Annotated in this window: 10 protein-coding genes and 2 pseudogenes; 9 read left to right on the top strand and 3 right to left on the bottom strand. The window is 61.5% G+C overall.

From position 1 onward, the window contains the following. Window positions 1-46 precede the first annotated feature (46 nt). From cobW to AD668_RS17975, 4 genes are all read left to right on the top strand, one after another. Window positions 47-1,114 (top strand): cobalamin biosynthesis protein CobW, encoded by a 1,068-nt coding sequence (gene cobW / locus AD668_RS17990; RefSeq protein ID WP_053160891.1) that lies wholly within the window; start codon window positions 47-49, stop codon window positions 1,112-1,114. A 2-nt stretch (window positions 1,115-1,116) separates the two neighbouring features. Next, the gene (cobN, locus tag AD668_RS17985; RefSeq protein ID WP_053160890.1) at window positions 1,117-4,959 is read left to right on the top strand and encodes a cobaltochelatase subunit CobN; all 3,843 of its coding nucleotides are present in this window, start codon (window positions 1,117-1,119) and stop codon (window positions 4,957-4,959) included. 150 nt (window positions 4,960-5,109) lie between these two features. Further along, window positions 5,110-6,117, top strand: a complete 1,008-nt coding sequence (locus AD668_RS17980; RefSeq protein ID WP_053160889.1) for an ATP-binding protein — start codon at window positions 5,110-5,112, stop codon at window positions 6,115-6,117. Window positions 6,118-6,236: 119 nt separating this feature from the next. Further along, a complete protein-coding gene (locus AD668_RS17975; RefSeq protein WP_053160888.1) occupies window positions 6,237-6,782 on the top strand; it encodes a VWA domain-containing protein in 546 nt (181 codons plus the stop codon). A 120-nt stretch (window positions 6,783-6,902) separates the two neighbouring features. On the opposite strand, the gene AD668_RS17970 is transcribed toward AD668_RS17975, so the two are convergent. Continuing rightward, window positions 6,903-8,126 (bottom strand): NADH:flavin oxidoreductase/NADH oxidase family protein, encoded by a 1,224-nt coding sequence (locus AD668_RS17970; RefSeq protein ID WP_053160887.1) that lies wholly within the window; start codon window positions 8,124-8,126, stop codon window positions 6,903-6,905. Window positions 8,127-8,202: 76 nt separating this feature from the next. Here AD668_RS17970 and AD668_RS17965 point away from each other — a divergent pair, with 76 nt between their 5' ends. From AD668_RS17965 to AD668_RS17950, 4 genes are all read left to right on the top strand, one after another. Further along, complete coding sequence (locus AD668_RS17965; protein WP_053160886.1) at window positions 8,203-8,607, top strand: MerR family transcriptional regulator; 405 nt, start codon at window positions 8,203-8,205, stop codon at window positions 8,605-8,607. Window positions 8,608-8,798: 191 nt separating this feature from the next. Then, a complete protein-coding gene (locus AD668_RS17960) occupies window positions 8,799-9,188 on the top strand; it encodes a RidA family protein (RefSeq protein WP_053160885.1) in 390 nt (129 codons plus the stop codon). A gap of 104 nt (window positions 9,189-9,292) precedes the next feature. Next, entirely contained in the window at window positions 9,293-10,057 is a 765-nt protein-coding gene (locus tag AD668_RS17955) for an IclR family transcriptional regulator (protein ID WP_053160884.1), read from the top strand. A gap of 39 nt (window positions 10,058-10,096) precedes the next feature. Then, window positions 10,097-11,314 (top strand): amino acid deaminase, encoded by a 1,218-nt coding sequence (locus AD668_RS17950; RefSeq protein ID WP_053160883.1) that lies wholly within the window; start codon window positions 10,097-10,099, stop codon window positions 11,312-11,314. 40 nt (window positions 11,315-11,354) lie between these two features. On the opposite strand, the pseudogene AD668_RS30040 reads toward AD668_RS17950, so the two are convergent. Continuing rightward, window positions 11,355-11,564: pseudogene (locus AD668_RS30040) on the bottom strand (hypothetical protein); the annotation flags it as partial. Here AD668_RS30040 and AD668_RS17945 point away from each other — a divergent pair. Then, window positions 11,549-12,079, top strand: a pseudogene (locus AD668_RS17945) (PfkB family carbohydrate kinase); the annotation flags it as partial. The pseudogenes AD668_RS30040 and AD668_RS17945 overlap by 16 nt on opposite strands. Window positions 12,080-12,118: 39 nt before the next feature. Here AD668_RS17945 and AD668_RS17940 read toward each other — a convergent pair. Then, window positions 12,119-12,394, bottom strand: a complete 276-nt coding sequence (locus AD668_RS17940) for a peptidylprolyl isomerase (protein WP_053160882.1) — start codon at window positions 12,392-12,394, stop codon at window positions 12,119-12,121. Window positions 12,395-12,459 lie beyond the last annotated feature (65 nt).

Here is a 12,459-nt window from a genome sequence, read left to right as displayed (position 1 = left end):
CCGGCTCTCGTCCCGTATGCCCGCCTCCAAAGCCAAAGGGTATCCGATGAAAACACTGGCCAAACTCCCCGTCACGATCGTCACCGGCTTCCTCGGCTCGGGCAAGACCACCTTGCTGCGGCACATGCTCGACAACGCCCAGGGTCGCCGCATTGCGGTGATCGTCAACGAGTTCGGTGAGCTGGGCATCGACGGCGAAATCCTCAAGCAGTGCTCCATCGGTTGCACCGAAGAAGAAGCCAACGGCCGTGTCTACGAACTGGCCAACGGCTGCTTGTGCTGCACCGTCCAGGAAGAGTTCTTCCCGGTGATGCGCGAACTGGTCGCCCGTCGTGGTGATCTCGACCACATCCTCATTGAAACGTCGGGACTGGCGCTGCCAAAACCGTTGGTGCAAGCGTTCCAGTGGCCGGAAATCCGCAGCGCCTGCACCGTCGACGCGGTGATCACCGTGGTCGATAGCCCGGCCGTCGCGGCCGGTACTTTCGCCGCTTTTCCGGATCAGGTCGACGCGCAGCGCAAACTCGACCCGAACCTGGACCACGAATCGCCGCTGCACGAACTGTTTGCCGACCAATTGGCCAGCGCCGATCTGGTGATCCTCAACAAAGCCGACCTGATCAACCCGCAAGATCTGGCCCGGGTACGCGCAGAAGTCGCCGAAGAGCTGCCGCCTGCGGTGAAGATCATCGAAGCCAGCAGCGGTCGCTTGCCACTGGACGTGTTGATCGGCCTCGGCGCCGGCTCCGAAGAGCACATCGACAGCCGTCACAGCCACCACGATCACCATCATGACGGCGATGATCATGACGACCACGATCACGACGCCTTCGATTCGATCTCCATCGAACTGCCGCAAGCAGACGAAAGCCTGCTGATGGATGCACTGACCCAGTTGGTGGTCCAGCATGGCATCCTGCGGGTCAAAGGTTTCGCCGCGATCCCGAACAAACCGATGCGCCTGCTGATCCAGGGCGTGGGCACGCGTTTCGATAAACACTTCGATCGCCAGTGGGGGACCGACGAGGCGCGCAGCACGCGCCTGGTGCTGATCGGCCAGGCACTGGATGCCGCCACGCTCGAAGCGCAATTGCGCGCCGCGCTCAGCGTGTAGCCATGCACCTGCTCAGGACCCAGCCCGGCGGTTTTGTGTCGCAAGACAACATTGCCGACCTCGGACAAACCCCCGCCGAACTGGTGATCCTGTGCAGCGGCGACTCCAGCCTGGCACTGCTCGCCGAAGCGGCGCAGCAGTTGCCCGACGATTATCCCAGCGTGCGTCTCGCCAACCCGATGCAGGTGCAGAATCACGCCTCGGTGGATCTGTACGTCGACGAAGTGCTGCGTCACGCCAAAGTGATCCTGATTTCATTGCACGGCGGTATCGCCTATTGGCGTTACGGCGTTGAGCGGTTGGTCGAACTGTCGCAGCGCGGCGTGCAATTGATTCTGGTGCCGGGAGATGATCGTCCGGATCCGGAACTCAGTGATCTGAGCACCGTGTCCCCTGAAGACCGCGACCGCCTCTGGCATTTCCTGCGCCAGGGCGGCATGGCCAATGCGCTGGATCTGTTCCGTTGTCTGGCCGGACGGTGGCTGGGGCGCGACTACGCATGGTCCGAACCGCAAATCCTGCCGCGTACAGCGATTTATCACCCGAAAAAAAGCCCGGCCACATTGAGCGATTGGCAAGCCGACTGGCAGGCTGATCAACCGGTGGCGGGAGTGCTGTTCTATCGCTCGCATTTGCAGGCGGCGAATACCGGTTTCATTGATGTTTTCTGTCAGCGCCTGCAAGCGGCGGGGTTGAACCCGTTGCCGATTGCGCTGGCCAGTCTGAAAGAACCCGGCTGCCTCTCGGTGGTCGAGGACTGGCTGGATGAGGTCGAGGCCGGGGTGATTTTGAACACCACCGGATTCGCCCAGTCCAGCCCGGAAGCGCCGCACTTGCGTCCGTTTCGTCGCAATATCCCGGTGATCCAGGCGATTTGCGCCCAGGACAACGAGCCAGGCTGGCGTGCCAGCGAACAAGGCCTCGGTCCGCGTGATCTGGCGATGCACATCGCCTTGCCGGAACTGGACGGGCGGATCATCAGCCGCCCGATCAGCTTCAAGGACCTGGCGTGGCGCAGCGAGCGCAGCCAGTCGGATGTGGTCTGCTATCGGCCCGCACCCGAGCGCATGGATTTCGTGGCGCAGTTGGCGCGGCGCTGGATCGATCTGGCGCGGGTGCCGAACAGTGAAAAACGCGTCGCGCTGATTCTGGCCAATTATCCGACCCGCGACGGTCGCATCGGTAATGGCGTCGGTCTCGATACCCCGGCCGCCGCGCTGAATATCCTGCGGGCGCTGCATGCGCAAGGTTATCCGTTGCCGGCTGAATTGCCGGACAGCGGCACTGCGCTGATCCAGCAATTGCTCGGCGGCGTCAGCAACGATCTGGACACCCTTGACCAGCGCCCTTGCCAGCAAAGCCTGGCCATGGATGATTACTGGAGGATGTTCAACGCGCTGCCGCAGGTCAATCGTCAGGCCGTGCTGGAGCGTTGGGGCGCGCCCGAGACCGACCCGATGTGCCGTAATGGCCGGATGATGATCGCCGGTCTGCGTTTCGGCCTGACCTTCGTCGGCATTCAACCGGCGCGGGGCTATCAAGTGGATCCGAGCGCCGTGTACCACGACCCGGATCTGGTGCCGCCCCACGCTTACCTGGCGTTCTACTTCTGGTTGCGCAACACCTACGGTGCCCACGGCGTGATCCATGTCGGCAAGCACGGCAACCTGGAATGGCTGCCGGGCAAAGGCGTAGGGTTGTCGGAAAACTGCTGGCCGGATGCGTTGCTTGGGCCGTTGCCGAACATCTATCCATTTATTGTCAACGATCCGGGCGAGGGTGCCCAGGCCAAGCGTCGCACCCAGGCGGTGATCATTGATCACCTGATGCCGCCGCTGACCCGCGCCGAAACCTACGGCCCGCTGCGCAACCTTGAGTTGCTGGCCGACGAGTATTACGAAGCGCAATTGCTCGATCCTCGCCGTGCCCGAGAGTTGCAACGGGACATTTTGCAACTGGTGCGTGACACCCACATCGACCGCGAATTGCAGTTGGACGAAAAACTCGACAGCGATGCCGATGCGGCCATCTGGCTGCCGCGCCTGGACACGTATCTATGTGACTTGAAGGAGTCGCAGATTCGCGATGGCCTGCACGTGTTTGGCGAGTCCCCGACGGGCCGATTGCGCATCGACACACTGCTGGCGCTGCTGCGCATCCCGCGGGGCGATGGTCGTGGCGCGCAGTCGAGTCTGCTGCGAGCGCTGGCGAAGGCTTTCGCATTGGGTTTCGATCCGCTCGATTGCGCCTTGGCCGAGCCGTGGACCGGGCCGCGTCCGATTGAATTGCAAACGGTTTGTGAAGAAACCTGGCGCACGGCGGGCGATACCCGCGAACGGCTTGAGTTGTTCGCCACGCAGTTGATTTCGGACGCGTTGAATAATCCCTGTGAGAGCGAGCCTGCTCGTGATGGTGTGTCAGTCGACACCCATGCGTCTGATACTCCATCGCGAGCAAGCTCGCTCCTACAGGAAACGGAGTGGAGCGAGGTGCGAGCCATTCTCGACGGTTTGCGTGGCGTCATCGCCCCACGTCTGGATGCCTGCGGTCCCGCAGAGATGCGTGGCCTGCTCGACGCCCTGAGTGGGCGCTTCGTTCCGGCCGGCCCCAGCGGTGCACCGAGTCGCGGACGCCTGGACGTGCTGCCCACCGGGCGCAATTTCTATTCGGTGGACGTGCGCAACCTGCCGACCACCACGGCGTGGCGCATCGGTTTCCAGTCGGCCAACCTGATTCTTGAACGTCACCTGCAAGATCACGGCGATCATTTGCGTCAGCTTGGTTTGTCGGTCTGGGGCACGGCGACCATGCGTACCGGTGGCGACGACATCGCCCAGGCCATGGCGCTGATGGGCGTGCGCCCGGTATGGGCTACCGGCAGTCAACGGGTCGACGACTTCGAGATTCTGCCGCTGAGCCTGCTGGACCGTCCTCGGGTGGACGTGACGCTGCGGGTTTCAGGTTTCTTTCGCGATGCGTTTGCCAACCTGATCCGCCTGTTCGACGCGGCCGTTCAAGCGGTCGCGGAACTGGACGAGCCGGACGATCTCAACCCGTTGGCAGCCAAAGTGCGCGCCGAACGAGCATCGCTGTTGCACGCGGGGCTGGACGAAGACGCGGCGCGGCGTCAGGCCGGCTGGCGTATTTTCGGTGCCAAGCCGGGGGCCTACGGCGCAGGCGTGCAGGGTGCGATTGACGGACGTCTGTGGCAAAGCCGCGAGGATCTGGCCGAGGTTTATTTGAACTGGGGCGGCTACGCTTACGGCGGTTCCGACGATGGCACCGCCGCCCGCGATCAGTTCGCCCAACGGCTCGGGCAGGTTCAAGCGGTGCTGCAGAACCAGGATAACCGCGAACACGATTTGCTCGACTCCAACGATTACTACCAGTTCCAGGGCGGCATGCTCGCGGCGGTCGAAAGCCTCAGCGGCGCAGCAGCGGCCAGCTATCATGGCGATAACAGTCAACCGGACCTGCCGAAAATCCGCACCTTGAAGGAAGAGCTGAACCGGGTGATCCGTTCCCGGGCGGCGAATCCGAAGTGGCTCGATGGCGTCAAGCGTCACGGCTACAAAGGTGCGTTTGAGATGGCGGCGACGGTCGATAACCTGTTCGCTTTCGACGCGACCACGCAGTTGATCGACGATCACCAGTACGCGTTGCTGGCCGATGCGTATCTGCTTGATCCGGCAACCCGTGATTTTGTTCGCGAACACAACCCTCATGCCTTGCGCGACATGACCGAGCGGATGCTCGAAGCGCAGCAACGCGGGATGTGGAAGGAGCCCGGCGAGTACCGTGAGGCACTGGAAAACCTGTTGCTGGACATAGAAGAAGATGGTTGATACGCCGTAGACCCTGTGGGAGCGGGCTTGCCCGCGATGACATTCGTTCAGTTGACAAAAATGTTGCCTGACAAACCGCTATCGCGAGCAAGCTCGCTCCTACAGGGTTCAAGGCGTCTATGACACCCCGACCATGACTGAGTATTTACGATGACCGAGACCCCGCATTTCCCCCTCTGTGCCGTGGTCGGCGCCGACGATTTGAAGCTCGCGTTGTGCTTGACCGCCATCGACCCGAAAATCGGCGGCGTGCTGATCGAAGGCCCCCGCGGGATGGCCAAGTCGACCCTGGCCCGTGGCTTGGCGGACCTGCTGGCCAGTGGTCAGTTTGTCACCTTGCCCCTGGGCGCTACTGAAGAACGGCTGGTGGGCACCCTTGACCTCGACGCCGCACTGAGCGAAGGGCGCGCGCAGTTTTCACCCGGCGTTCTGGCCAGGGCAGACGGCGGCGTGCTCTACGTCGACGAGGTCAATCTGTTGCCCGATCATCTCGTGGATCTGCTACTCGATGTGGCCGCCAGCGGCACCAACCTGGTCGAACGCGACGGTATCTCCCATCGGCACTCGGCGAAGTTTGTGCTGATCGGCACCATGAACCCGGAAGAGGGCGAACTGCGGCCGCAATTGCTTGACCGTTTTGGATTGAACGTTGCACTTGCCGGTCACACCGCGCCGACTGAACGCGGGCAGATCATCCGTCGACGCCTGGATTTCGACAGCGATCCTGAAGGCTTCTGTGCCAGGTGGGAAAACCAGCAAGCGACTTTGCGTGAGCGTTGCCACAAGGCGCGTTGCGCTTTAGCGAGCATTCCCCTCGACGATGCAGCGCTGGCACAGATCACCGAGCGCTGTTTTGCCGCGGGTGTCGATGGCTTGCGCGCCGATCTGGTCTGGTTGCGCGCTGCGCGTGCCCATGCCGCGTGGCGCGCCGCCGATGCGATCGCTGACGAAGATATCGACGCGGTCGCCGAATTCGCCTTGCGTCATCGTCGTCGCGAGCATTCATCGCCGACGCCGCAAAACTCCCATGCCCCGCAGCCGTCCGCCGCCCAGCACACCAACGCGAACGACGGCCAGGGCCAGTGGGGTGAAATGCCCGCGCAGGCATTGCCGGTCGGCGCCCGACGAGAAGTGCCCAGCTGGCCAAAAAAGCCCTAGGCATTCGCCCTCGTTCTGATGTGGGGGCGAATGCCAGACCCCGCGCCGGACGGCTGGATCACGGTAAACAAGGCAAGCGTCACGCCGCCCGAAGTGGTCCGGTCAATTGGCCTGGCACTTTGCTTAACGGTCGGCCCCGTCAGCGCGACGATCTGTTGTTTCACCTGCGCACCCGTTCACCCCATGAGCTGTGGCTGGTGATTGTCGACGCGTCGGCCTCGACCCGTCGCCATCAGGCATTGAGTGACGCCAAAGGCGTGCTCGCGCAATTGTTCGATGACGCCTATCGCCAGCGTGCGCGTTTGGCACTGCTGACCGCCAGCGGTGTCGCACCGAAATGGCAGGTGCAGGGTTTGAAGGCGTCGAAGGGTTTGCGCGGTTGGCTTGATGGGTTGGGCGCGGGTGGCGGGACGCCGTTATTGGCCGCGTTGGGTGAGGCGAGGCACTGGCTGGCGGCGCGGCAAAAGCGCTTTCCGTCGGAACAGCAACGATTGTTGTTGGTGACGGATGGGCGATTGAAGGACTGGCCGATTCTGTCGGAGCTGGCGTGTCCGGGATTGTTGATTGATATCGAGCGTGGGCCGATTCGGCTGGGACGCAGCAAGGTGTTGGCAGCGCAGTTGCAGGCTGAATACCGGCATATCGACGAGTTGCTTCAGGGCTGAGTTGGAGGTTGCCTGCACTGGCCTCATCGCGAGCAAGCTCGCTCCTACAGGAACGGTGGAGTCCCCTGTAGGAGCTGGCTTGCCAGCGATGGCGGCATGTCAGTCACTATCAATGTTGAATCATTTGCCCATCGCCTGCCGATACTGCTTCGTGCGCCTGGCGATATACAAACGATCCAGAATCAACGCCCAAATCGCTGAAACCTGCGGTTGGGTCGTGCGGCCTCGGCTCAAGCGCTGCAGTTGGAACTTCACCACGGCCATGCTCGCCAGCGCTGCCAGCGGTTTGCGTTTCCAGCGGATCGGCGGCAATTGCGGGTGGCAGTCCTGTCCTTCGCGCCAGCGTTTGACCAGCAGCGGTTCAACGGCCAGTGCCGTGCCGATCCCGGCCATGGCGATGCCGCTGTCGAGCACCTGTTCGACAATCGGCAAACGTCGAATCCCGCCCGTCACCATCACCGGCATGTTTGCCGCACTCGCCAGATCGCCGGCCATTTCCAGAAAGTACGCTTCACGCGCCAAGGTCCGGCCATCCCGTGCTTCGCCCTGCATGGCTGGTGCTTCGTAGCTGCCACCGGACAGTTCCAGCAGGTCGATGTGTTGATCGTTGAGCCATTCGATCACTTGCCGGGCGTCGTCGGCGTCGAACCCGCCGCGCTGGAAATCCGCCGAGTTGAGCTTAACCGCGACACAGAATTGCGCCGACACGGTCTTGCGCACGGCGCGGACCACGTCCAACAGCAGGCGCGCACGATTCTCCAGCGTGCCGCCCCAACGATCCGTGCGGCGATTAGTCAATGGGGAGAGAAACTGGCTGATCAGGTAGCCGTGGGCAGCGTGAATCTGCACGCCGGTGAATCCGGCTTTTTCTGCCAGCGCAGCGCTGCTGGCGAAACGTCGGATCACGTCTTCGATATCGCCCACGCTCATGGGCTTGGGTTCGGCAAACATCTTCGAAAAAGAACCCAGATCCAGCGCCACCGCCGAGGGGGCCAAGGCTTGCTGGCCAAGGTTGGCCATGGTCTGGCGGCCGGGATGATTGAGCTGCATCCAGAACTGCGCACCACCAGCCCGGCCAATGTCGGCCCACTGACGGAAACGTTGCAGGTGACGTTCATCTTCCAGCACCACGCCACCGGGGCCGGTCATGGCGCGGCGGTCGATCATCACGTTGCCGGTCAACAGTAACCCCGCTTCGCCCCCTGCCCAGGCTTGATACAGGCTAAACAATGCGCGATCAGGCGCCTGGTCGATGTCGGCGAGATTTTCCTCCATCGCGGCTTTGGCGATGCGATTGCCGATGGTCTGGCCGTTAGGCAATTTCAATGTCTGAAAGGGCGACATGCTTGACTCCTCGAAGTGATGAGCAGAGCCTAAGCTTAAAGTTAACTTTAATGTCAAGCAGGTAAATGAGGTCGTTATGAAGATTGGCGAGTTGGCACAGTTGAGCGGCCTGAGCGCTTCACGCATCCGCTTTTACGAGGCTCAGGGGTTGATCCGTCAAGTCGAGCGCGCTTCAAACGGCTATCGGCGTTACTCGGAACAGGCGCTGCAAACCCTGCAAATCATTCAGTGCGCGCAGCAGGCCGGTTTCAGTCTCGAAGAACTCAAGCAACTGTTGCCGGACACGCTGACGGGGGCGTTCAAGCATGACGAACTCCTGGCAGGACTTAACCGCAAGATCGGGCAGATCGAGGAAATGCAACGCCACCTCGCCCATAGCAAGGCTCAACTGCTGGGCTGGATCGATACCATCCAGTCCCGCCCCGAAGGCATGGCCTGCGAAGAAAACGCCGAACGGGTGATGGCATCCTTCAAGCATTGAGGTTGGAGCATGAACAGACCTGGCAGGATCTCTTCACATTCCTTGCGCATCTTGTGGCACACTTTGCGGCAGTCTCCGCTATAGCGACAAACGTTCCGCTATAGCGGAACCGTATATGTCCTGGCGCACGCCTCCCTTGTGTTTCCGAAAGCAAGCGCTTGAACCTCCACCATCGAGCAGGAGAAGCACTCATGAGCATCACTCGTTACGGCACTGGCAGCACCGCCGGCGGCGGCCAGCCGCGTCCCTTCGCCCGTGCCGTTGAAGCCGATGGCTGGTTGCACGTGTCTGGACAAGTGCCGGCGCTGGATGGCGAGATTATTGTCGGTGGCATCGTCGAGCAGACGCACCAGACCATGAAGAACCTGATCGCGATCCTGGAAGAAGCCGGTTATGGCCTGGAAGACGTGGTGCGCACCGGCGTTTGGCTGGAAGATCCACGGGATTTCTGGAGTTTCAACAAGGTGTTTTCCGAGTACTTCAAGCCAGAGCACGCGCCGGCTCGCGCGTGTGTGCAGGCGAACATGATGGTCGACTGCAAGGTCGAGATTGACTGCGTTGCGTACAAGAAAAAGGCTTGAACCGAGGTGGCTTCATCGCTAGCAGGCTAGCTCCCACAGGGGGAATGGGAGCTGACCTGCGGGCGATGGCGACCTCGCCCGGCACTTTTATGGGAACCACTGCAATGACCGAAGACACCATCAAGCGCCGGGCACGCGGTCTGGACCGGGCGTTCGATATCCTCGATTTTCTCAAGGAAATCGGCCAGCCCCTGCGCCCGAACGACATCGCCAATGGCATCGGCAGCCCCAAATCCACAGTCTATGAGCTGGTGGCTTCATTGCTGGAGCGACGGATTCTCGAACCGGTGGGCAAGGACGGCCATGTCTATCTTGGCCGCCAGTTGTACTTCCTCGGCCAGGCACACCTGCGTCATTTCGACTTGACCCGTGAAGCCGACCACGCCCTGCTAGAGATCGTGCGACAGACCCATGAAACCGCGCAGATGTGCCTGCTCAACGGGCGCAAATACACCGTGGCGTTGATGAAAGAAGGTGAGCGGCATTTCCGCATTTCCTCGGACATCGGTGAGAACGCCCCCATTCCCTGGACGGCATCCGGGCGTTTGCTGCTGGCGCACATGAGTGATCAGGAAATCACCGACCTGATCGATCACGACGACTTCATCCTGCCAGGCGGCGAGCGCTTGCCGCTGGAGCAGTTTCTCAAGGAAATCCGTCAGGCCGCTATCGACGGCTTTTTCTCCTTTGATAGCGTTGCCGACACCTTTACCCATTGCTTCGCCGCCCCGGTCAAAGACCCCGGCGGCGTCGCTGTCGCGACCCTGTGCATCGTCGCCCCACGGGCCGATGCGAAGAAAAACTACAACGACTATCGCCGGGTGCTGATCGACAGCGCAAACGGCCTGGCCCGTCGGATCAACGAATAACAGCGGCTGCCTGCTGCCGCGATTGTGAGGAGTTCGAGCATGTCTACTGCCCCAAACACTGCTGGTGTGGAAAAAGGCTTTGCCCAGACCGGCGCCCATCTGGTCCGTGACGTCAGCCTGCCGGCCCTGGTGCTGCACCGCGAGGCGCTGGAACACAACATCCGCTGGATGCAGGACTTCGTGAGCAACAGCGGTGCGCAACTGGCGCCCCACGGTAAAACCAGCATGACTCCGGCGCTGTTTCATCGGCAACTGGACGCCGGAGCCTGGGGCATCACATTGGCGAGCGCCACGCAAACCCGTGCGGCCTACGCCCATGGCGTGCGCCGGGTGCTGATGGCCAACCAACTGGTCGGCACACCGAATATGGCACTGATTGCCGATTTGCTGGCCGACCCGGGCTTCGACTTCTATTGCATGGTCGATCACCCGGACAACGTCGCCGACCTCGGCGCGTATTTCGCCTCGCGCGGCGTGCGTCTGAACGTGATGATCGAATACGGCGTGGTCGGTGGGCGTTGCGGTTGCCGCAGCGAACAGCAAGTGCTTGATCTGGCCAAGGCGATTGCGGCGCAACCGGCGCTGGCGTTGACTGGTATTGAAGGCTACGAAGGCGTGATCCATGGCGATCACGCGGTGACCGGCATTCGTGATTTCGCCGCGTCGCTGGTACGTCTTGCGGTGCAGTTGCAGGACAGCGGTGCTTTTGCGATTCCCAAGCCGATCATCACCGCGTCGGGCTCGGCCTGGTATGACTTGATTGCCGAGTCCTTCGAAGCGCAGAACGCTGCCGGGCGATTCCTCAGCGTGCTGCGCCCCGGCAGTTACGTGGCGCACGACCATGGCATCTACAAGGAAGCGCAATGCTGCGTGCTCGACCGTCGCAGCGACTTGCACGAAGGTCTGCGCCCGGCGCTGGAAGTCTGGGCGCACGTTCAGTCGTTGCCGGAACCGGGTTTTGCGGTGATTGCCCTGGGCAAGCGCGACGTTGCCTACGACGCCGGGCTGCCGGTGCCGTTGCTGCGTTACAAGGCGGGTGTGGTGCCGGCCACGGGCGACGATGTCGGCGCCTGCAAGGTGACGGCGGTGATGGATCAACATGCGTTCATGATTGTGGCGCCGGGTATTGATTTGCGCGTGGGTGACATCATTTCGTTCGGTACTTCGCATCCTTGCCTGACGTTCGACAAGTGGCGTGTTGGCTGCCTGGTGGATGAGCAGTTGAATGTCATCGAGACCATGGAAACCTGTTTCTAAGACAGAAACTGCGGTGCGGCCATCGCCAGCAAGCCGGCTCCTACGGTGGAATGCACTCCAATGTGGGAGATTCTATGTTTGGGGGGGAACCCCCAAGCATAGAATTTGGCGTGTATTCACTTTGGTTTTTCATCAGCGCGAACATCACTCTGGCGAGCTTGCGTGCCAGGATAACCAAGGCTTGAGTACCTTTTAGGCCTCTGGCCAGGTAGCTCTGGTAGTACGGTTTCCAGACCGGCTTGCGACGTGCTGTATTTCAGCGGTATCACCCTGGCAGTGCTGGGAGGGCAGGGGCGCCAGAAGTTGTTGGAAACCCTGATCGAAGCGCGACAGAGGGGGGCGCGCATTGTGTTCGACAATAACTACCGGCCACGACTGTGGGCTTCGGTCGAAGAAGCGCGGGCGGCGTATCGTGGTGTGTTGCCGTACATCGATCTGGCGTTGCTGACGGTGGATGACGAGCAGGCGTTGTTTCAGTTTGCCGATGACGATGCAGTGTTCGCCGCGTATGAGCAGATCGGCACGCCGGAAGTGGTGCTCAAGCGTGGCGCCGATGCCTGTCTGATTCGGTGTGCCGGCGAGTCATTCGAGGAGCCGGCGCAGAAGGTCGAACGGGTGGTGGACACCACGGCGGCGGGGGATTCGTTCAGTGCGGCGTATCTGGCCTCGCGGCTCAAGGACGGGAGTCCAGTTGAAGCCGCCGACGCCGGGCATCGGCTGGCGAGCCGGGTGCTTCAGGTGCCGGGGACATTGATTCCACGGTAAGCGGTGCAATTCACAAATCCCTGTAGGAGGGGGGATACATCAATCCCGGTAAAACACCTGCACCAGGTGATAACCAAACTTGCTCTTGATCGGTCCATGCACGGTGCGCAGCGGTTTCTTGAAAATCACCGCATCGATCGCACCGACCATCTGCCCCGGTCGTACTTCACCCAGATCACCACCGCGTTTGCCGGACGGGCAGGTTGAATACTTCTTGGCCAGCACATCGAACGCTTCACCCTTGGCGATGCGTTGTTTGAGTTGCTCGGCTTCTTCCGAGGTTTTCACCAGAATGTGGCGGGCTTGAGCTTTCATCGACGGTACCTTGCAACGGTGGTGGCTATGTGGGTGCTAGCGGGGGCGCGCGATTATGCCTCAAG

It is taken from the genome of Pseudomonas sp. P1.8 (assembly GCF_001269805.1).
In the GTDB taxonomy this organism is placed as follows: Bacteria; Pseudomonadota; Gammaproteobacteria; order Pseudomonadales; family Pseudomonadaceae; genus Aquipseudomonas.
This window is presented reverse-complemented; position numbering and strand designations above follow the sequence as displayed.

Coding starts and splice junctions, on each gene's coding strand:
- cobW (WP_053160891.1), top strand. CDS start 47: ATGAAAACACTGGCCAAACTCCCCGTCACGATCGTCACCGGCTTCCTC.
- cobN (WP_053160890.1), top strand. CDS start 1,117: ATGCACCTGCTCAGGACCCAGCCCGGCGGTTTTGTGTCGCAAGACAAC.
- AD668_RS17980 (WP_053160889.1), top strand. CDS start 5,110: ATGACCGAGACCCCGCATTTCCCCCTCTGTGCCGTGGTCGGCGCCGAC.
- AD668_RS17970 (WP_053160887.1), bottom strand. CDS start 8,126: ATGTCGCCCTTTCAGACATTGAAATTGCCTAACGGCCAGACCATCGGC.
- AD668_RS17965 (WP_053160886.1), top strand. CDS start 8,203: ATGAAGATTGGCGAGTTGGCACAGTTGAGCGGCCTGAGCGCTTCACGC.
- AD668_RS17960 (WP_053160885.1), top strand. CDS start 8,799: ATGAGCATCACTCGTTACGGCACTGGCAGCACCGCCGGCGGCGGCCAG.
- AD668_RS17955 (WP_053160884.1), top strand. CDS start 9,293: ATGACCGAAGACACCATCAAGCGCCGGGCACGCGGTCTGGACCGGGCG.
- AD668_RS17950 (WP_053160883.1), top strand. CDS start 10,097: ATGTCTACTGCCCCAAACACTGCTGGTGTGGAAAAAGGCTTTGCCCAG.
- AD668_RS17940 (WP_053160882.1), bottom strand. CDS start 12,394: ATGAAAGCTCAAGCCCGCCACATTCTGGTGAAAACCTCGGAAGAAGCC.